Origin of the sequence: Streptomyces sp. CA-111067, from assembly GCF_050956065.1 — a bacterium.
Taxonomy (GTDB): Bacteria; Actinomycetota; Actinomycetes; order Streptomycetales; family Streptomycetaceae; genus Actinacidiphila.
On the sequence record NZ_CP192103.1, the window covers coordinates 1,254,219 to 1,274,351 of the forward strand.

At 73.0% G+C, this 20,133-nt stretch carries 14 protein-coding genes and 1 tRNA gene; 9 read left to right on the forward strand and 6 right to left on the reverse strand.

Annotation, left to right across the window (positions count from 1 at the left end; all coding sequences use genetic code 11):
• Positions 1-147 precede the first annotated feature (147 nt).
• The 5 genes from ACQPW6_RS05430 (at position 148) to ACQPW6_RS05450 (ending at position 4,638) form a co-directional block, all read left to right on the forward strand.
• Positions 148-235: transfer RNA gene (locus ACQPW6_RS05430), tRNA-Leu, on the forward strand.
• A 136-nt stretch (positions 236-371) separates the two neighbouring features.
• Positions 372-2,114: a hypothetical protein gene (locus ACQPW6_RS05435; protein WP_433888384.1), complete on the forward strand. Its 1,743-nt coding sequence runs from the start codon at positions 372-374 to the stop codon at positions 2,112-2,114.
• A gap of 120 nt (positions 2,115-2,234) precedes the next feature.
• Positions 2,235-2,768 (forward strand): hypothetical protein, encoded by a 534-nt coding sequence (locus tag ACQPW6_RS05440; protein WP_433888385.1) that lies wholly within the window; start codon positions 2,235-2,237, stop codon positions 2,766-2,768.
• A 152-nt stretch (positions 2,769-2,920) separates the two neighbouring features.
• Positions 2,921-3,970 carry a sensor histidine kinase gene (locus tag ACQPW6_RS05445; RefSeq protein ID WP_433894433.1) on the forward strand — a complete coding sequence of 350 codons (1,050 nt, stop codon included), beginning with the start codon at positions 2,921-2,923 and terminating at the stop codon, positions 3,968-3,970.
• Positions 3,967-4,638 carry a response regulator transcription factor gene (locus ACQPW6_RS05450; protein ID WP_433888386.1) on the forward strand — a complete coding sequence of 224 codons (672 nt, stop codon included), beginning with the start codon at positions 3,967-3,969 and terminating at the stop codon, positions 4,636-4,638. Before ACQPW6_RS05445 ends, ACQPW6_RS05450 begins: the two co-directional genes overlap by 4 nt.
• 162 nt (positions 4,639-4,800) lie before the next feature.
• Here the strand turns inward: ACQPW6_RS05450 and ACQPW6_RS05455 are convergent, their stop codons facing one another.
• The 3 genes from ACQPW6_RS05455 to ACQPW6_RS05465 form a co-directional block, all read right to left on the reverse strand.
• The gene (locus ACQPW6_RS05455) at positions 4,801-7,260 is read right to left on the reverse strand and encodes a hypothetical protein (protein WP_433888387.1); all 2,460 of its coding nucleotides are present in this window, start codon (positions 7,258-7,260) and stop codon (positions 4,801-4,803) included.
• A 131-nt stretch (positions 7,261-7,391) separates the two neighbouring features.
• Complete coding sequence (locus tag ACQPW6_RS05460) at positions 7,392-8,159, reverse strand: isocitrate lyase/PEP mutase family protein (RefSeq protein WP_433888388.1); 768 nt, start codon at positions 8,157-8,159, stop codon at positions 7,392-7,394.
• Between the two features lie 108 nt (positions 8,160-8,267).
• Positions 8,268-8,741: an SRPBCC family protein gene (locus tag ACQPW6_RS05465; RefSeq protein ID WP_433888389.1), complete on the reverse strand. Its 474-nt coding sequence runs from the start codon at positions 8,739-8,741 to the stop codon at positions 8,268-8,270.
• 145 nt (positions 8,742-8,886) lie between these two features.
• On the opposite strand from ACQPW6_RS05465, the gene ACQPW6_RS05470 reads away from it, so the two are divergent.
• From ACQPW6_RS05470 to ACQPW6_RS05485, 4 genes are read left to right on the forward strand one after another with little or no spacing between them, the layout of a single operon-like run.
• Positions 8,887-9,942: a hypothetical protein gene (locus ACQPW6_RS05470; protein WP_433888390.1), complete on the forward strand. Its 1,056-nt coding sequence runs from the start codon at positions 8,887-8,889 to the stop codon at positions 9,940-9,942.
• Positions 9,939-12,005, forward strand: a complete 2,067-nt coding sequence (locus ACQPW6_RS05475) for a hypothetical protein (protein WP_433888391.1) — start codon at positions 9,939-9,941, stop codon at positions 12,003-12,005. Before ACQPW6_RS05470 ends, ACQPW6_RS05475 begins: the two co-directional genes overlap by 4 nt.
• Before the next feature lie 47 nt (positions 12,006-12,052).
• Positions 12,053-13,033 carry an AAA family ATPase gene (locus tag ACQPW6_RS05480; RefSeq protein ID WP_433888392.1) on the forward strand — a complete coding sequence of 327 codons (981 nt, stop codon included), beginning with the start codon at positions 12,053-12,055 and terminating at the stop codon, positions 13,031-13,033.
• Positions 13,026-15,857, forward strand: a complete 2,832-nt coding sequence (locus tag ACQPW6_RS05485; protein WP_433888393.1) for a TIR-like protein FxsC — start codon at positions 13,026-13,028, stop codon at positions 15,855-15,857. Before ACQPW6_RS05480 ends, ACQPW6_RS05485 begins: the two co-directional genes overlap by 8 nt.
• A 117-nt stretch (positions 15,858-15,974) precedes the next feature.
• Here ACQPW6_RS05485 and ACQPW6_RS05490 read toward each other — a convergent pair whose 3' ends face one another.
• The 3 genes from ACQPW6_RS05490 to ACQPW6_RS05500 form a co-directional block, all read right to left on the reverse strand.
• The gene (locus ACQPW6_RS05490) at positions 15,975-16,427 is read right to left on the reverse strand and encodes a DoxX family protein (protein WP_433894434.1); all 453 of its coding nucleotides are present in this window, start codon (positions 16,425-16,427) and stop codon (positions 15,975-15,977) included.
• Positions 16,428-16,447: 20 nt separating this feature from the next.
• Positions 16,448-18,205, reverse strand: a complete 1,758-nt coding sequence (locus ACQPW6_RS05495; RefSeq protein WP_433888394.1) for a discoidin domain-containing protein — start codon at positions 18,203-18,205, stop codon at positions 16,448-16,450.
• 76 nt (positions 18,206-18,281) lie between these two features.
• Positions 18,282-20,099, reverse strand: a complete 1,818-nt coding sequence (locus tag ACQPW6_RS05500; protein ID WP_433888395.1) for an adenylyl cyclase — start codon at positions 20,097-20,099, stop codon at positions 18,282-18,284.
• Between the last annotated feature and the right edge of the window lie 34 nt (positions 20,100-20,133).

Sequence of the window (20,133 nt, forward strand, 5' to 3'; positions counted from 1 at the left end):
GGCTCCATCCCCCTGACCTCGCGGCTGACCTGCCGGAGGCCGCGCGGTGACCTGCCGCGGGCCGCCGAAAGGGCGTGACCGGGCACCTTGGATCTTTGCTATGGTTTACCTCGTCGCCACGGCCCTGAGGCCGCGGTGACACACCCGGTCCGGGTGGCGGAATGGCAGACGCGCTAGCTTGAGGTGCTAGTGCCCTTTATCGGGCGTGGGGGTTCAAGTCCCCCCTCGGACACCAGCAGATAACCCCTCTGAGCAGGGGTTTTTCTGTTTTCAGGGGTCCGCGTGAACAAAACGGCGGCGGCCACACGATGCCGCCGGCGCGGCGACCGGGCCCGGAAGGGGACGAGCCGGTGCGAGGTGCGGGGCGACGGGTGCCGCTGCCGTTGGCCGCGGACAGCGAGCGCTGGCGCAGCGTCTTCGCCGAGCGCACCGTCCTCGCCGTGGCGCACAACGTCACCTCGGCCACCCGGCTGCTCGACCTGCTCGCGCTCTTCGAGGGCGACCGGCGGGTCGAGACCGTCTTCACCTGCACCGGCTCCTCGGCCATGGACAACGGCACGGCGGAGCTGTTCCAGGCGCGGGGCGCGCTGTTCGTCCCGTGGTCAGAGGCGATCCGGCGGAAGTTCGACCTCGCCATCGCCACCAGCCGCGGCGGCGACCTGTTCAACCTGCACGCGCCTTTGATCTGCACGCCGCACGGAGCCGGCTACAACAAGGTGCTGGACGGGGGTCCGGGCGCGTTCGGGCTCACCGAGCAGTCGCTGATGCACGACGGGCGGGTGGTGCCGTCCGCGATCGTGCTGTCGCACGAGGAGCAGCGGGCCCGACTGGCGGTGAGCTGCCCGGACGCGGTGCCCGTCAGCCGGGTCGCGGGCGATCCGTGCTTCGACGAGCTGGTGGCGAGCCGGCCGTTCCGGCAGGACTACCGGCACGCGCTGGGCCTGCGCCGCGGCCAGCGACTCGTGGTGGTCTCCTCCACCTGGGGCAGGGACTCGGTGCTCGACGCCGCCGGTCCCGAGCGGGACACCCTGCGCCGCGCGCTGGCGGAGCTGCCCGCCGACGCGCACCGGGTGGTGGCCCTGGTCCACCCCAACGCGTATTACGGCCATGGCGCCTGGCAGCTGCACACCTGGCTGGCGCCGCTGCTCGCCCGCGGGCTGATGCTGCCCCGGCCGGACGCGGAGACCTGGAAGGCCGCGCTGGTCGCGGCGGACTCGCTGTGCGGCGACGGCGGGTCGGTCACGCAGTACGGGGTGTCGCTCGGCGTCCCCACCGTGCTCGGCTCGTTCGCCGCGGACCGGGCGGCGGCCGGCTCGCCGATGGCGCTGCTGGCGGAGGTGCTGCCCCGGCTCTCGGCGCACCGGCCGCTGCTCGCGCAGTTGCGGGACGCCGACCGCCGGCAGTGCGACGACCCCGGCCTCGGGCGGCTGCGCTCGCTGGTCACCTCGTGTCCGGGGCAGGCCGCCGCCCGGCTGCGCGCGCTGTTCTACGAGCGGCTGGCGCTGCCCGAGCCCGCGGCGCCGACCGGCGTCCGCACCGTCCCCGTACCGGTGGCCGAGGCGGTCTCAGGGCAGCCCGCGCCCGGGCGTTCTCCCGTCGTGCCGCCGATGTACGTGACGGTCGGTGCCGAGGGCGGGCCGCTGACCGTCAGCCGCTATCACGCCGCCCTCCAGCGGCCCAGCCAGGAGGAGCACCTGGCGGGCGCGCATCTCGTCGCCGACATCGACGACCCCGACACGCAGTGGCCGCGCGCGGCCGACGTGCTGCTGGTGCGGCTGCGTCCCGGCGACGGCCCCGTCGGCACCGCCGGGCGCGCGGAGCGCGAGGCGGACGCCGGCGGCTACCCGGGCTGCTCGCTGATCGCCACCGAGACACCGGACGACGGCTGCGTGGCGCTGCTGCCGCGCCTCGGCGTACGAGTGTCGGCACGGTGGTCGGGGCCGCGCCCGTGGTGGGTGTCGGCCGCGTTCGCCGCCTCGGTCCTGTACGACCGGCTGCTGTGCCTACCGCCGGACGATCCTGACGCCGACGGCTCTGACCAGCGGCTCTCGCGGTTCAGCGTGACCATCGGCGCGGACGCGGAACCGGCGCTCCTGGTCGTCACCGCGCTGTGAACCGGTACGCCCGGGCGCGGCCGGCTGCCGGGGGTGGACGGCCCGGGCGCAGGCTTCTCCACCCCTGATTCCACCCGTGGGTCCAGGTGTCGAAAGCCCTGCGACAGCAGGCTTGGGGGCATGACAACAAGCGAGTGGATCACCGACATCGCCCTCCTCCTCGTCGTCTTCCGGCAGCTGCGGGAAGGCCGGCTCGACCTCAAGACCTTCCTGATCCCGCTGGGGATCGTGGCCTTCGTGGCCCATACGTATCTGGACTCCGTTCCGACCGCCGGCAACGACATGGTGCTGATCGGGACGCTCGTGGGCATCGGCGCCGTGCTCGGCATCGCAGGCGGCGTGTACACCCGGGTCAGGACGCTCGACGGGCACGTGCTGATCAAGGCCGGGGCCGTCTCGGCGGCCCTGTGGGTGATCGGCATGGGCGCCCGGATGGGTTTCCAGCTGTGGACCGAGCACGGCGGCGGTGCCGACAACGTCGCCAGGTTCAGCGTCGCCCACCACATCACCAGCGACCAGGCGTGGGTGTCGGCGTTCGTCCTGATGGCGCTCACCGAGGTCGTCACCCGGCTGGCCACCATCTTCATCCGCAGCCGGATGCTGACCGACGGGCAGCCGGCGACGGCGTCGCACCGTGTCGCGGTCCGGCCGTGAGTTATGGTCTGGCCGTGCCCACCGCGGAGACCGACCCCTCGCCCGGGCCGGTCCCGCCGGGGCCGGCCCGGCTGGTGCCGGGCCGGGACACCCGGGTGTGGTGGCTGCTGCCGGTGGCCGCCATCGTCGTGGGGACCGTGACGATCCGGCCGATGGGCGTCAGCGGGCGGGGCCTGGCGGTCGCCGTCCTGTTCGTACTCAACTGCGCGGTGCTGCTGATCCGGGGCGTGCCCGAGGACCGGATCCCCGAGCGCCTCACCGTCGTCTGGCTGTCCTTCGGGGTCCTGGTGGCGGCGGCGCTGATCGGCGTCAGCCGCGAGGGAACGGGCTACCTCTTCGCCTTCTTCCTCGCCGGGCACATCGGATACCGGCTCCCGACGAAACCGGCCGTCGTCCTCGCGGCGGCCTGCAGCCTGCTCTGCGGCGCCGTCCTCTACTTCCACCTCGGGCCCGGCCACCACCTGCTGCCCTGGGTCCTCGGCCTGGCCACCGGAGCGCCCGTCGTGATCGGGATCCTCAACCGGGCGCAGCACCAGGCCGTGCGGTCCACGATCTCCGCGGCGCAGTCCGCGGAGCGGGCCGCCCGGGCCGAGGCGCAGACCGCCGTACTGACCGAACGCAGCCGGATCGCCCGGGACGTGCACGACGTCCTGGCGCACTCGCTGGCCGGGATCAACATGCAGCTGGAGCTGGCAGACGCGCTGATCGACACCGGCGACCTGGAAAAGGTGCGCGAGGCCAACGACAAGGCGCACAGCCTGGTCAAGGAGAGCCTGAAGCAGGCGCAGTGGACCGTGCACGCGCTCCGCGAGGACTCGCTGCCGCTGGTGGAGAGCCTGACCGCGATGCTCGAGTCGTCCGGCCACCGGAACGTGCTCACCGTCTCCGGCACCGTTGGGGACGTGCCGGCGCGGGTGGTCCAGAACCTGCTGCGGATCGCCCAGGAGGCGCTGACCAACGCGGCCCGGCACGCGCCGGGCGGCGGGGTCGCCGCGGAGCTGGAGCTCACCGCCGCGTCGGTCTCGCTGCGGATCCGCAACCGGCCCGCGACCCGCCCGGTGCAGCCGGGTGTCGGCAGCGGGATGGGACTGATCGGAATGCGCGAACGCGTCGCCCTGCTGGGCGGCACCCTCACCGCCGGCCCGGTCGTCGAGGGACCTGACCAGGGCGGCTGGCAAGTGGAGGCAGTGATCCCGGTATGACAGAACCGACCGACAACCCCAGGCCGTTGCGGGTGATCGTCGCCGACGACCAGGCCGCCGTACGGGAACCGCTGGCCGCGGTGCTCGGACTGGCCGACGGCATCGAGGTCGTCGCGGCCGCGGCGGACGGCAGCGAGGTGCTGGCCGCCGTCGCCGCCGGGCCGGTGGACGTGGTGCTGATGGACCTGCGGATGCCCGTGCTCGACGGGATAGACGCCACCCGCAGGCTGAGCGAGGAGCACCCCGAGGTGGCCGTCGTCGTCCTCACCACGTTCGCCGACGACGACTCGATCCTGGCCGCGCTGAGCGCCGGCGCCCGCGGCTACCTGACGAAGAACGCCGGCCGGCAGGACATCATCCGGGCGATCAGGGCCGCCGCCGCGGGCCAGTCCGTGCTCGACCGCGAGGTGCAGGACCGGCTGCTCGCCACCGTCCGCGCCGCCCCGGCGGCCTCGGCTCCCGGGCAGCCGCTGCCCGGTGACCTGACGCCCCGCGAGCGCGAGGTGCTGACGCTGATCGGCCGCGGCCTGCCCAACCGGGCCATCGCCGAGAAGCTCTTCATCAGCGAGGCGACCGTGAAGACGCACATCAACAACCTGTTCGCGAAGGCGGACATCCGCGACCGGGCGGACGCGGTGCGCCGGGCGATTGCGGCGGGACTGGCCTGACCGGGTCTCCGCGCGGCCACCGGGGGGCGGCTTCGGCAGGGGCGCGGGTGGCGGGCGCGCGGCCCAGGACGTGGCCGGCCGGCGAGTGTGAGGCCGCCGGCGCGACGCTTCCGGCAGGCGGACGGTGGCGCGGACGGGGTCGGCGCCACCGCTGGGCGGCCGCTACCGGTCGGCGCCGCCGGGTGACGCCGGGCCCGGGTCCGGGCGGTCAGGGCCGGCCGTCAGGCGGCGCTCCGCGTCCCCCACCCGCTCGCTGCCCGCCGCGCGGAAGAGCTCGGCCGCGGTGCTCCAGTCCGTCCGCGCCCGGCCCGACTCCCCTTGGGCGTGCAGCAGATCCCCCCTGGACAGCAGGATCTGGGCCCGCTGGTAGCCGTGCCGCGGCTTGCTCAGGCCGGCCACGGCCTCGTCGAACGCGGTGAGCGCCTCGGCCGTACGCCCAGCCGCCCACCGGACCTCGCCGTAACGGGCGCTCGCCTTCGCCGCGTTGAAGGCGTCGGGCGGTGTCAGCGCGAGGAAGTCCGCGCGGGCGGCCACCAGTACGGCGTCGGCCTCGTCGAAGCGCAGCAGCTTCCTCAGTACCGGCCCGCGGTGCAGGGCGATCAGCGCCTTGCCGCGCGGGTGGTCGACGCCGTCGAGCGCGGACAGCGCCTCGTCGAAGCGGACGAGGGCCAGTTCGGAGTCGCCGAGCCGGTTCTCCAGCAGGCCCATCCCTTCGAGCACGCTGGACCAGGTGCGCCGCCATCCCTCGGTCTCCTGCGCGGACGCGTCCTCGCGGCGCAGCGCCGGGCCGACGAGTTCGAGGGTCCGCTCGAACTGCTCGCGCGCGGCGGCCGGATCGGCCCGCGCCCACCGGTCGAGGTGGGCGAAGCCGCTCCCGTAGTGCATACGGGCCAGGGCCAGCAGGTCGCCGCACTCCAGCGCGGCCGCGCAGGCCAGGCCGTACACCTCGATCCAGTCGGCGTGGAAGCCGCAGCGCAGGTAGAACGTCCACAGGCCCTGCGCCAGCCGCCAGGTGGCGTCGTAGTACCACTCGGCCTCGGTGCCGGCCGTCTCGGTGCCGGCCTCATGGGCGGCGCGCACCACGGCCTTGAGGATCTGCCGGCGGCGTACCAGTTCCTCGACCATGACGTCCTGGGCATCGGCCGGCAGCAGCCCGTACCGGGTGTAGCCGCCCGCCGGGTCGTGCCGGTGGCGCGGTGAGAGGCTCGCGTCGAACCGCTCGACGAGGTCCACGTAGTAGTTGACGCAGCGCCGCCGCAGCGATGCGCGCTCCTGCGCGGTGAGGCCGGCGCGGGCGCACTCGGCGGCGTGGGCGTGGACGAGTCCGCTGATCAGCCGGTACAGCCCGCCCCCGGTCCGCTCGACCAGGCTGGCGTCCATCAGGGTACGGATGGCCCTGCCGCGGGCGCCGCCGTCGAGGCCGGGTGCCATCGCCGCCACCACGTCCTCGTCGAACTCCCCGGTGGGGTGCGTGCCCAGGCAGCGGTAGACCTCGGCGGCGTCGGGTGCGCGCCGGCACAGGTCGCGGTAGCCCGCGTCGAAGATCTCGGCGCCGGAGCGCTCGTCCATGTCGAAGGCCCCCAGCCTGGTCCCGGGGCTGCGGTCGGCGAGCGCGGTGACGAACTCGCCGATGCTGTACGGCTGGTCGAAGAGCATCTGCGCGCCGGCGATCCGTACGAGCAGCGGATTGCCCGCGCAGGCGCCCACCGCCGTGTCGATCGCCGCCCCGTGCGATGCCGCGTACTGCGCCAGCCGGCCGGAGCGGATGAGCAGCCTCTTGCTGTGCTCCGGCGGCAGCGGCTCGATCCTGAACGGCGTCGCGTGCAGCTCGGCGGCGAGACTGCGCGGGAGCTGCCGGCTGGTGACCAGGACGACGCTCTGCGCCGACGCGGGCAGGAAGTGCTTGACCTGGGAGGCCAGCGCCACGTCTTCGAGCAGAACGAACACCGGCCCGGAGGCGGTGAGTTGGGCGAACTTGGCCATCTTCCCCGGCAGGTCGGCCGGCACCTCGCCGGCGGGCACGTGCAGCAGCCTGAACCAACCGTCGAGCACCGCCTCCGCGTCGGGGAGCCGGCCGTCGGCGTCCCTGGCCAGGACGGCGGAGAGTTCGGGGCCGGCGCCGAACTCGTCGCGGTGCTTGATGAGGAACTGCCGGGCGAGGGTGGTCAGTCCGATGCCGCGCGGACCGTAGGCCACCAGCACGGTGGGCCCCGGCCTGTCGCGCCCCGCCGCCAAGGCCCCATCCATGGCGGAGAGTTCGGCGTCGTGGTTCTCGAAGTCGTCCATGGCGGAGATCGCGATACGGGCGAGCGGCCTGGCCGGTGCGGCGGCCGTCGTCGCCGCGAGCAGTTCCCTCATCTCCGAGACCAGGGAGGTCTGTTCGGCGGCGATGGCGTCGAGCACCGGACGCAGCAGGCCCTCGATCTGCCTGCGGGCCTCGTCCTGGTCCCCCGTCCCGGCGGTGGCCCGCGCCTCCTCCAGCTCGCCGAGCACGCTCTCGTCCTGCCGTCTGCCCCGCAGCCGCAGCAGGACGGCGAGCCGCGGCCTTACCGCCGTCCACGCGTCGCCGAGGATCTGCCCGGCCAGGTTCGACAGCAGCGAAGCGATCTCGGCTTCCAGCACGCCAACTCCTCCGTTCCGCCCCGCCCGTGACCGGCTGCGGGTGCACCGTCACCGTACGGTCTCACCCCACCGGCATCCAGAAGGCGTGAACACCCGGACGGCCGGGTCGCATCCCGGCGGCCCGGTGCCGTTCAGCGGCGGCTGTGCTTCACGAGGCGTTGCTGCATCTCGGGGTACGGGGTGGCGGCCGGGGGTGTGCGGCCGTCGCGGAGGCTGGTGGCGACGTGGACGGCGGCGTCGAGGGCGGCCCGGTAGGGCAGCGAGCCGGTGCTGACCCGACGGATTCCGAGGCCGCCCAACTCCTCGACGGTGAGGGCGGGATGGGCGAGGACGTTGACCGGCAGGCCGACCCCTTCGGCCAGTGCGGTCAGGTCGGCGGGCTCGGTGGCGCCGGGGACGAAGATCCCGTCGGCTCCGGCGGCGGCGTAGGCACGGGCGCGCTCCAGAGTGTCCGCGACGTTGGCGTGCCGGCCGAGCCAGTAGGTGTCGACACGTGCGTTCACGAAGAGACCCGGAGCGCGCTCCTTGATCGCGGCGACCTTGGCCGCGTGCCGCGCCGGGTCGATGAGCTGCTCGTCCGAGCTGTCCTCGATGTTGACGCCGTCGATGCCCAGGCTCTCCGCGTAAGCCGCGACCTCCGCCGGATCGTCGCCGTAGCCGTCCTCGATGTCGGCGGAGACGTAGACGGGCAGGTCAGCGAGCCGGCGGACGAGAGCGCGGGTGGCCTCCTTGGAGGCGCGCCCGCCGTCTGGGCTGCCCGCCGCCGCGGCGACACCGAAGCTGGTGGTGCCGATCGCGGGGAACCCGGCCTCGACGAAGGCGAGCGCCGAGGCGACATCCCAGGCGTTGGGCAGCAGCAGCGGGAGCCCGTCGCGGCGGTGCAGCTCTTGGAACGTCATGGGTGTCGGCCTTTCTGTCGGCGAGACGGCGGGGAGCGGCGCGGAGCGGCGGTGTCAGCCATCCCGGCACCGCCCGTACGTGGACCGTTCTCCGTATGCGGGAACGGTCTACGCGGATTCCATCAGCTCCTTGAGCCGGGCCAGGTCGGCGGCCACCGCGTCGGCGTCCCGCTGGAGGTCGGCCGCACTCATCTGCGGCTGCCGGCGGAGCGTGAACACCACCTCGCTGCCCTGCCCGTCCTGCCCGTCCGCGATCACCCGGACCGGGTTGTAACCGGTCTGCCCCGACGGCAGCGTGACGTCGTGGTCGAGCACGCCCAGCTCGTTGCGCGCCGCGAAAGCGACCGTGACGCGGCCCAGGCCGGTGGATTCGGCGATCCACACGTCGCCGCTGCGCTCGACGGAGCCGCTGAGGCCGTGCGCCCACGCGGGCAGGTTGACCGGGTTCGAGGCGTAGTCGTAGACCTCCGCGACGGGCCGGTCGATGAAGACGCTGACGTGCCGGGACTCCTTGCCGGTGCCGGCTGTGCCGGCTGTGCCGGCCGTGCCAGCCGTGCTGTCGGTGCGGTCTGTGCTGTCCATGTCCGCGACCGTACCGGGCGGCCGCCGCCGTTCTCTTGAACGAATCGGCCATGAGCCCGGCGAGCGGCGTATACCGGCATCTTTCGCTGCGCCGCCGACCGTCCCGTTGCTAGCCTCTTCAACCAATGGGGTGGGGGAGGAACGGATGGGGCCACGGCTGGTGTTCGTCCATGGGATCGGCGGAATCCGCGATCCCGCACACGAGGTGGCCGAGTGGTCGGGGGCGCTGGCGTCCGGCATGCGGGCCGCGGGCCATTCCGCACTCGCCGCCCAACTGACCGCCGCAGACTCCGAGTTGTGCTCCTTCGCCTACTACGCCGACCTCTTCTCGCCCCCGCAGGCCCAAGGCGGCGGCGAGCTGCTGCCGGAGGAGGAGACGGAGGGCGAGATCCTGGGCGCCCTGCTCGTGGAGTTAGTGGACGCCCTCGCCGCCGAGCACGCCGAGGGCGACGCGCCGAGGGACGACGCCTGGCGGGCCCGGAGCAGGGTGCTGGCCCATGCCGCTGCCGAGGCCGCTCCGGACGGGCAGGCCCAAGGCGGCCTCGCGGTGGTGCGCCGCGCGCTGAACGTGGCGACCACCCTGATGGCGCTGCCGCCCTGGGGCGGCATGGCACGCTGGGCGGCTCCCAAACTGCTGGTCGCGGACCTTGCGCAGGTGGCGCGGTACCTGGCCCGCGGGGAGCGCGACGCGTCCGGCCGGCCCCTCGACGAACGGATCAGGCAGCGGCTGCACGCGGCCCTCGGCGGCGAACCCGCGGTGGTCGTCGCGCACTCGCTGGGAACGGTCGTCGCCCTGGAGGCCCTGCACGACCACCCGGCCGGCACACCGCTGCTGGTCACCCTGGGCTCGCCCCTGTCGATGCGTACGGTCGTCCGGCCGAGGCTGCGCCCGCAGCCGCCGAGCACCCCTGAGGGGGTCGTGCGCTGGCTGAACTTCTGGGACCGGGACGACGTCATCGCCGTCCGCCCCCGGCTGGAGGCCGACATCCGGCCGAACGCGGCGGGCGTCGCCGCGTGCAGCCGGCGGACCGACTCCGACGGGGTGTGGGCGCACTCCGCGGTGAAGTACCTGGCGCAGCCCGGCGTCGCGGGACCCGTCGCCGAGGCCCTGTCCGGTGCCGCGCGGCAACCCGCGCCGCGGCCCGATCCCGCCCGCGGGCCCGCCCCGCGGTCCGATCCCGCCGACCGGCCCGCGCCATGACCGGCGACGGCCGCCGCCACCTGCTGGTGGTGGCTCCGCAGTGCGCGTCCATGAGGCACCTCGACCGTCTCAAGGAGGCCGCGACCGCGCTGCACGGCGCCCTGATCGACAGCAGGCTCGGCGGCTGCGAGCCGGGGCTGCCCCACGGCGAGTCCCTCATCACGGGCGACGACCTGACGGACGGCTTGATCAGGGCGGCGGTGAGCGCCGCGATCCGGGGCGCGGCCGAGCACCGCGCGACGCTCGTCCTGGCGCTGCTGGGACACGGTTTCGTGCCCGGCAGCACCAGCACGCTGTACCTGATGGGCCGGGACTCCACGGACGGTGCGACCGACCGGGCGGTCAACGTCGGGGAGCTGCTGGCTGCCGCGGCGAACAACTTCGACATCCCCGGCGTCGTCGGCATCATCGACACCTGCCACGCGGCCGGCGCGCTGCCGCAGGCCCAGGATCTGACGGCCGGGCCGCGCAACGGGCGCAGCCGCCTCGCCTTGCTGACGGCCTCATCGGTGAACCAGCAGGCCAAGGATCTCTCCTTCTCCAGGGCTCTGGCGGGCGTGATCCGCGCGGGACTGCCCGGCGCGGGAGCGGTGCTGGGTGTACGGGAGGTGCTGGGCGCCCTGCGGGGGACGATCGCCGGGCAGGACGTGACCGGGGACGACCACGACGGTGACCCGTTCGGCACCGGACCGCTCTGGATCGCCCGCAACGCCGGCCATCACGAGAGCGTCCCCGGCAGCCTCCTCGGTCCGCTGGCGAAGGAGGAACTCGCCGCGGCCTTCGGCGCGCTCCCGCCCGCGGAGGCAGCCGGGCCCGGCGAACCGGCGGAGGAGCCGCCCTTCGACCTGGAGTCGGCGCGGGAAAGCCTCAACCGCCTGAAGCTGCTCGCCCGTTCACCGGCCGCGAACCGGGCGATGGTCGCCGTGGACTACACGCTGATCGCCCTGCGCACCGTCGAGTTCCTCCGCGAGCACCTGGGCAGCAAGCTGACCACCGCCCGGCTGCGCCGCGCGTTGCGCGCCCAACTCGCCGCGGAGCAGCGCACTCTCACGCCGGCCCCGGCGTTCACCGACGTCGCGATCATCGACCGGCTGGTCTTCGACCACCCCATGAGCCGCGACGGCTGCCGCCCGTCGGTGGCCGAGTTCGTGGTGCGGCTGGTCAAGGACGCCGGCCAGGATCCCGGCTCCCCCGAACTCCGGGCGTGGGCGCAGTCGGTCACCGCGCAGCAGGAGGTCAACGACGCCGTGGAGCGGGCGGCGGAGGGCGGCGACGACAGCCGGCTGCGGCTGGTCATCAGCTTCGCCTCCTCGCTCTCCGGCGGCTGGCCGGAGACCGTGAACTGCTGGCTGTTCCAGGACGATGTGCTGCTGGAACGCCGGGACGCCGACTGCCCCACGGTGGACCGGCGGGGCGGCGAGGCCGCCGTCGAGGACGCGGTGGCGTGGGCACTGGAGCACGCCGAATCGCTCGACGTGACGCTGCGGCGGCTCGACATCGCGCTGCCGAGCGGCCTGCTGCTCGACTGGCGGCCGGAGGAGGCGGGGGACGACGCCCGTTACGGGGTGCAGTACGACGTGGTGCTGCACTGGAGCCGCCGGCTCACACCCGACCCGGTCCTGCGGCGCATCCAGGGAACCGTGCAGGAGCGCTGGCGGCGGATCGACGCGACCACCTCCGAGGTGCCGGTGGACTGGCTGGCGGAGGGCGACACGGCGGCCCGGGACGTCCTGCACGAGAGCCTGCGCAACGGCCGCTACCGGCGCGGGATCGGGCTGATCCACCACGCGGGGCTCGACGACCAGCTGCTGGAGATCCTGCTCACCCACACGCCCGTCCTGCTGTGGCCGCGAGGCGCGAAGGACTTCCTCCGCGAGCGGCACGACTGCCTGAGCACGCACTGGTGGACCATGCCGGAGAGCCTCGGCCACGTCTACCGGCTGCGCTGGCGCGGTGAGGAGGCCGGTGACTTCGCCGATCTGCGTGCCGTGTGGGACGACGGCGACTGGCTGCGCTTCTGCCGGGTCGTGCGGACCGCGATCCCCCCTGTACAGAGCGACTGAGAGCGCTGACCGAGACCCCGACCCAGACCCCTGAATGAGGATGGCCGATGACCTGGAACCCGTACTACCGAGGGGACGGCGTGGTGAGGGACGACGTGCGGCTGCCCGATCCCCCGCCGTGGCGGCGCTTTCCCCGGTCCTCGGCGGCCGAGGAGTTCCACCCGCCCGAGGGCCTTGTCGACGCGGTGAACGCCGCGCTCGCGCTGCGCCGTCCGCTGCTGATCACCGGAAGTCCCGGCACCGGCAAGTCCACGGTGATCGAGCAGGTGGCGGCGGAGCTGGCGCTCGGCCCGGTGCTGCGCTGGCACGTCACCTCGCGCAGCACGCTCGCCGACGCCCTCTACCGCTATGACGTGCTCGGCCGCATCCACGCCCACCGGTTGCAGCAGGAGAAGGCCCGCGCGGGGGAACCGGGCGCCGAGATCGCCGAGGACGACATCTCGGCGTTCATGACGCTGGGGCCGCTGGGCACCGCGCTGCTGCCCTCGCCCCGGCCGCGCGCGCTGCTGATCGACGAGATCGACAAGGCCGACCTGGACCTGCCGGGCGACCTGCTCGACGTGCTGGAGCGCGGCGAGTTCCTGGTGGAGGAACTGCGGCGGGAGGGCCAGGAGGTCGCCCGCCTGCGCATATCCGGCGAGGACAGCACCCATGTGGTCGAGCGCGGCCATGTGCAGTGCACGGAGTTCCCGTTCATCGTGATGACGAGCAACGGCGAGCAGGAGCTGCCGGCCCCGTTCCTGCGCCGCTGCCTGCGGTTCTCGATGCCGCGCCCGACGTCCGCGCTGGTCCGCGAGGTGGTGCGCAAGCACCTGCGGATGGACGTCCCCGAGGACGGCCCGGTCGCCGAGCTGGTGGAGGACTTCGTGCGCCGCGTCCGCGGCGGCGAGAGCATCGCGATCGACCAGCTGCTGAGCACGATCCATCTGCTCGACGGGCCGCCGCGGTCGCCGTCCACCGCGCAGTTGGGAGAGGTGGAGCGCGGCAAGCTGGTCCGGCTGCTGATGAAGGACCTCTCCGGTGCCTGACGAGCCCGTCCGCGCAACGGAGTTGGGCGCGGTGGTCGACGCGCTGCTCGGCCTCGGCCGGGAGCTGGACGCCGTGTCGATCGCGGAGATCCTGTGGCTGGCCGGCCGCGGTGACGGCTTCTCGCCGGTCGGCGCGGAGACGGACGAGGACTCCGGCCTGTCCGCCGGCTCCGGGCCCGAGCAGGAGACGGGGGCGCCGCGGGAGGAGCCCGGCCGGGCGGCCGAACCGCGGACACCGCTGCACGAACCCTGGCAGGCCGGAGCCGGCCTGCCGGGACGGCGGGTCTCGCTCCCCCGGGCCGCGGCCCTGCCCAGGGGGCGGGACCTCGCGCGGGCGCTCAAGCCGCTCAAACGCCCCTGGCGGCACGGGCGCCGGCAGCGTCTGGACATCGCGGCGACGGTGTCGGACTACACCCGCAGCGGCGAGCTCATCCCGGTGTTCTCCGACGCGCCCGAGCGCTGGTTCGACGCGACGCTGGTCATCGACGGATCGCCGACCATGGCGGTGTGGACGGACACCGCCGAGGAGTTGCAGCGGGTGATCTCGCGCACCGGCGTCTTCCGCACGATGCGGGTCCGCGAGCTGTACACCAGCGAAACCCCGGGCAGGGGACCGAAGTTGCACGGTCCGCTGGGGCAGCCGACGGCCGAGGGCGGCCTGCGGTCCGCCGGGCCGCGCAGCCTGATGCTCGTCCTGTCGGACTGCGCGTCGGCCGGCTGGCGGGACGGCACGCAGTGGCAGCGGCTGCGGACCTGGGCGGACTCCACGCCGACGGCTCTGATCAACCCCCTTCCATCGAAGATGTGGCGGCACGCCGGCCTCGACCTGCCGGCCGCCCGGGTCACCTCACCGGGCGTACCGGGGGCGGCCAACGCCCGACTGCGGTACAGCGCGACGCTGTTGCTGGACGAGGCGTTCCCGGCGGCGGACCGGCGCGGCTGGCTGCCGGTGCCCGTACTGTCGCTGTCGCCGTACGCCTTCGGCAGTTGGGCCCGCACCCTCATGCGATCCGATCCCGCCGGGTGCGAGGCGGTACTCGTCCCGGCGCCCGGCCCGGGCGGGCAGGCGCCGGTGACCGGCGGAGTCGAACCCCCGGACGACCGGACGCTGACGGACGCCTACCTGCTGCGCGCCTCGCCGGCCGCGGTGCGGCTGGCCATGCTCTGCTCGATGTACCCGCAGGTGAACCTGGACGTGCTCAGGCTCGTCCAGCGGGAGCTGGTGCCTGACGCCTCCCCCGCCGATCTGGCCGAGTTCGTGGTCGGCGGCCTGGTCACCGTCACGGAGCGCGGCACGCGGCGCGGCCACCCGGTGCTGCGGTTCCGGGAGGGCGCCCGCGAACTGCTGATGGGCCGGCTCGGCGCGCGGGACGCGCACCGCGTGGAGGACGCGGTGGACGGGTTCATGCAGGCCAACTCGGCGTCTCCTGACCGCTTTCCGGCTGTCGTCGGCGGCGGCGCGGACGGCACGGGGGTCTCGGCGAGCCGGGATCCCTTCGCGGCCGTGTCGGCGGGCACGCTTCGCGCCCAGGGGATGGCGGTCGACGCCCCCGGCCTGCCGCGGAAGAAGGCGGCCCCGCCGCCGCGGCGCGTCACCACCCGGCCCCGCACAGCCCGCACGGCCGCCGGCCGGCCGTACTTCTTCCTGAGCTACGCGCACACGCCGATCGCCGACCCGGACGTGCCCGACCCCGACCTGTGGGTGACCCGGCTCTACCAGGACCTCTCCGCGCGCGTGCTGTCCCTCACCGACCTCGCCGCGGACACACCGGCCGGGTTCATGGACCGGGACATCCGCACAGGTGGCCAGGACTGGTCGGAGCAGCTGTCCGACGCGCTCGGGAACTGCCGGGTGTTCGTCCCGCTGATGTCGCCGCGGTACTTCGCCAGCGAGATGTGCGGCAAGGAGTGGTCCGCCTTCGCACAGCGGCAGGTGCGCCCGTACACCAGGAGCGTGCTGATGGACCGGGCGATCGTGCCTGCCTGGTGGGTGCCGGTGCCGTCCACCCGGCTGCCCACGGTGGCCGCACAGCTCCAGTTCGACCATGCCCGGCTCGGCGAACCGTACGTCAAGGAGGGCCTGTACGGGCTGATGAAGCTCAACCGCTTCCGCGGCGCCTACGAGACGGCGGTCCACGAACTCGCCAAGCGCGTCGTCACGGTGGCGGAGAGCCTCAGCGTCGAACCCGGGCGGCCGGTGGACCACCGGCGGATTCCCAGCGCCTTCAGCGCTCCGCGGGTCAGCCGCCGGCTGCGCGTCATCGTGGCCGCGGCCACTCTGGGCGAGCTCCCCGAGGGACGCAATGCCGACTACTACGGGCCGCGAGCGGAGGACTGGAACCCCTTCCACCCGGACTCCGCCGTCCCGCTGGCCCGTTTCACCGCCGATCTGCTGCACGATTCCGCCTACGTCGTGGAGATCCGGTCCTTCCCCACCGGGTCGTGGCCGGCCGACGACATCGCCGCCAGCCGCGCCGGGGGGCCGATCTCAGAGATCGTGCTGGTGGACCGCTGGACGGTGAACGCGCCCGGGTGGCGCAGACGACTGGCCGAGTTCGCGGCCGTCCGGCCCTGGGCTCAGTGGGTCGTGGCGTGGAATCCGGCGGACCCTCAGAGCGGGGCCAAGCAGCGCGAACTGGACCTGCGCGCCGATGAGACGCTGCCGGAAGCGGCCCTTCACGGACCGCCGGTCATCCGGGCTGCGTACCGCCAAGTGCACAGCCTGCTCGAATTGGTGGACAACTTGCCGTCGATGGTGGAGTCGTCGGCACAGGAGCACGCCAGACACGCGCCCCCCGCCCCGCAGTCGGAGGGCGGCTGGTGAGCCCGCGCTCCGCTCGCCGTCCGACCGCCCCGGCATGACGCCGGCCCCGGAGCAGTTGCTCCGGGGCCGGCGTCACAGGTCCGCCGTCAGGCGTCCCGCGTCATGACGTGCTCGTCGTCAGACCGGCAGCACCGTCCGGTCCTCGGCCGGTGCCTTCGCCGGCCGCCGCCAGGCCGCCGGTACGTGCGAGCGCAGCACCTGGTCGAGGGCGGCCGTGCCGGGGCCGTGGAAGACGAGCAGCAGCAGCGCCCAGCAGAAGAAGACGGACGCTTCACCACCGTTCTCGATCGGGAGCAGCGCGCGGTGCTGGTGGACGTCGAAATACGCGAACGCCATCGCGCCCGAGCCGAGGAACGCGGCCGTCCTGGTGCCGAGGCCGACCAGCACGAGCGTGCCGGCCACCAGCTCGATGACTCCCGCGTACCAGTCTGGCCAGGACCCGGCGGAGAGCTCCTCGCCGCCGAACCAGCCGAACAGCGAACCCGCGCCGTGGCAGGCGAAGAGCAGCCCGACGACGATCCGGAAGAGGCCGAGCACGTGCGGCTGGGCCCGGTCGATGCGTGTCTTCATCATGAGCGCCTGCCTCCTTGTCAGCTGTAGACGCCGAACTCGTAGAGGGAGTAGCCGTATCCGGAGCCGCGCTGGGTGCCCTGGATGCGGACGTACCGGCCCGTTCCGTTGACGTCGAGGTCGTCGATGTCGCCGTTGCCGTCCGTCACGGACTTCACCGTGGTCCAGTTGACCGCGTCGTCCGAGGTCTGGATGTCGTAGGACTTGGCGTAGGCCGGGTCCCAGGCCAGCTGGACGTGCTTGAACGTGGTGCTGGTGCCCAGGTCGACCTGGAGCCACTGCGGATCGCTCCAGTCGCTGGCCCACCGGGTGCCGAAGTTGCCGTCCACCGCCTTGGCGGCCTCGCAGGGGCAGCCGCCGGTCGGGTCGGTCTGGAAGGACGAGGCGGTGGCGGGCTTGCCCTGCGAGACGTTGGTGCCGTCCACCTTCGGCGGCACCACCCGCAGCGACTTCGAGCCGATGCCGACGTTGCCGTGGTTGTCGGTCGCCTTGATGTAGACCTTGTAGACGCCGACCTTGTCGGGTGCCTTGACGGTCAGCGAGCCGTCGCCGTTGGTGGTGCTGTCGGCGGGGGTGAGCGCTCCGTTGTTGTCGATGTAGATGCTGCTGAACAGCGCCTGGTAGGTGATCGGGTCGTTCTCCGGGTCGGTGGTGTGGCTGCTGATCGTCACGCTGCCGCCGGCCGGCACGCCGGTGGTGGCGTCGGCGACGTTCATGTCGGTGACCTGCGGCGGCATGTTGTCGCCGCTGGTGTCACCGCCGTACGCCTTCTTCACCGCGTAGTACGACGGCCGCTTCAGGCCGTCGGGCACCAGGTTGAACCAGATGCCGCCGAAGTCGTCCTCGTTCCCGTAGTGGAAGAGGGTGGCGCCGAGCGACACGCCCTGGTGGCCGGTGACGCAGCCCCACGCGTTGGTGTAGCCGTCGGCCTTCTGCTGGTCGGTGGGCTCGTCCGGGACGCCGTTGGCGTCGTTCGGGACCTCCCACGATCCGGCCGGGCCGCCCTCGGTGACGATGTACGGCTTGTCGTAACCGCCGGCCTCCCAGGCGGACTTGACGTTGCAGACGTCCTTGTAGGAGTTGACGGCGTACAGGTCCAGGTCCGGCGCGTTCTTCTTGTAGTACGGCCAGGCGCCGGTCCACGCGTCGGTCGAGGTGACCGGGTGGTTGGGGTCGATCGAGTGGATCTTCTTGGCGATGTCGTTGACGAAGGTGGTGTAGGCGTTGCGCTGCTGCTCCAACTCGTCGCCGCTGTAGCAGTTCTGGAGTCCGAGCACCGACTCGTTGCCGACGTCCCACATCAGCACGCCCGGGTTGTCCTTGTAGGCGTCCACCCACTTGGGGAACTCGTTGAGCATGTCGTTCTTGTAGGTGTCGTCGGTCAGGTAGTTGACGCAGCCGCCCGAGCCGGGGCCGCCGCCGGGCTGCAGCCAGAAGCCGGCGATGACCTTGATGCCGTTGGCCGCGGCGGCGTCGAGCAGCGGGGCGGTGGTGGCGTCGGTGCCCCAGGTGCGGATGGTGTTGACGCCCATCTTGGCCACGTCGGGCAGGTCCTTGGCGGCGTCACCGGGCGGCGGACCCCAGGTCAGGCCCTTGACCTCGTACGGGGCGCCGTCCACGGACAGCTGCCAGGCGCCCTGCGATCCGGTCACCTTGACCACGCTGCCTGCCGCGTGCGCGGCGGGCGCCTGGAGTCCGACCAGGGCGCCGGTGAGCAGTGCCGCCGCGGCGGCGGGAGCGAGTACCTTCTTCGCCGTTCGTGTGGGGGGGTGGTGCATACGGCTCTCCTTCGAGCAGTTTCGAGCGGTGGGGGAACGCACTGTGCGTGGGGGGAGTTGGGGGGAGGTCGGCTGCCTACGGGTAGCTGACCAGGTAGGAGATCCCGGTGTTGGTGTTGTTCACCGGGTCGCCTGCGTCGTTGATGACGTGGCTGATCGTGCCGTCGTTGCCGAGCGAGACGGTGACCAGGTCGTGGAACCGCACACCGGACGTGTCGGGCACGGAGAAGGCGCGGTCGGCGACCACCGACGGGTCGGCCAGGAACAGGCAGTAGCTGCCCACGCCCCACGCCTCGTGCGAGCTGACGGAGTCGGCCACCTGGTAGGCGGCGTAGCCGTTGCCGGCGCCGTCCTTCCAGGCCGCCTGGTTCGGCGGGTCGTAGGGCATCTCGTTCTGGAAGAAGTACGTCCGGCCGCCGTCGCCGTTCCAGACCACCTCGGCCTTCTGGTGGTGCTCGACGAACAGCCCGTACATCACCACGCCGGCGCCGTTGACGACCAGTCCGCTGTCACTGGTGTTCACGTCCCAGCCGACACCGGTGCCGTGGTCGGCCCGCCACAGCCACAGGTTGTCGCCGATGACGTCGGCGCTGTTGATCTCCACGCTGACGCCGGCCTTGCCCGCCTGGGCGCCGCCGATCCGTACGAAGACGTCCTGGAGCAGGGTCGGGTCGGCGGTGTGCCGGGCGGTGGCGCCCTTCGGGCCGACCTGCACCAGCACATCGGAGCTCGCCGAACCGGCGTCCACCAGCAGACCGGAGATCTTGACGCCGTCCACGTCGGCCACCGACAGCGCGGTGACGCCGCCGTTCGGGACCAGGGTGGCGATGCCGAGGCCGAGGACGACGGTGCCGGCCCTGGTCACCTGGATCGTGTCGTCCAGCTGGTACACGCCGGGGGTGACGAGCAGGTGCTTGCCCGCCGCCAGCGCGGAGTTGATGGTCGCCGCCGAGTCGCCCTCGTGGGCGATGTAGAAGTCGGACAGCGGGATCGAGTCGCCCTTGGCGCCGCCGCTCCAGGTCACACCGCGCGCGCCGGTCTGCAGCGCGGGGACGAACACCTGGAAGGCGCCGGACCCGTCCACGTACAGGAACGGCTTCTCGCGGATCACCGGGGCCTGGTCGACCACGGTGTAGGAGGGGTTGGGGAAGTTCTGCGCGGGCGCGCCGTCCACCCCGACGAAGACCATGTTCCAGACCGAGCCGGCCCATTCGCCGAGCGTGCTGTTGCGGGTCAGCCACTGCTGCTGCGAGCCCGAGACCACCCGGCCGTCGACCTTGCAGTCGGCCATGAAGCCGCCGCTGGCCCAGCCGTCGTAGCCGTTCCACAGCGGGACCTCGCCGCGGATGTGCACCCGGCGCAGCGGAGCGGCCTGCGAGACCGCCCAGCGGTTGGTCCCGTCGGTCGGGGTCACCGACAGGTTCTCCGCGCTGCGCCAGAAGTTCTGCGTGGCGTTGCCCTGCATCCAGTCGGCCTCGACGTGCACCAGGCCGTGGATGTCCACGTCGTCGGGCGACAGGCCGAGGCCCGCGACATGGGTGTAGAAGCCGACGTTGACGTCGAGGCCCTGGTAGGTGCCCGGCTTGAAGAGCAGCGCGTACCGCTCGGTGCCGAACTGGTTGGACTCCTGCGTACCGAAGACCTGGCTGACCTTGGCCTGGATGTCGGCGACCGGCATCGAGGGGTCGAAGACCAGGACGTTGGGGCCGAAGTCGGGGTCGGCCGCGGGGGACGCGGCCCGGCCGGCGGCGGAGCCGCCGGTACGTGTCCCGGCGCCGGGGGCCGCGGCTGCGGCCCGGCCGGCCAGGACGGGTGCGGCGGCCAGTGCCACCAGCCCGCCGAGAGCCGCGCGTCGGGAGAAATTGTGGGGGTGAGCAGAATCTGTGGGGGTCATGGTTCACCTGTGAAGGAAGTGGGAGGATCCATGG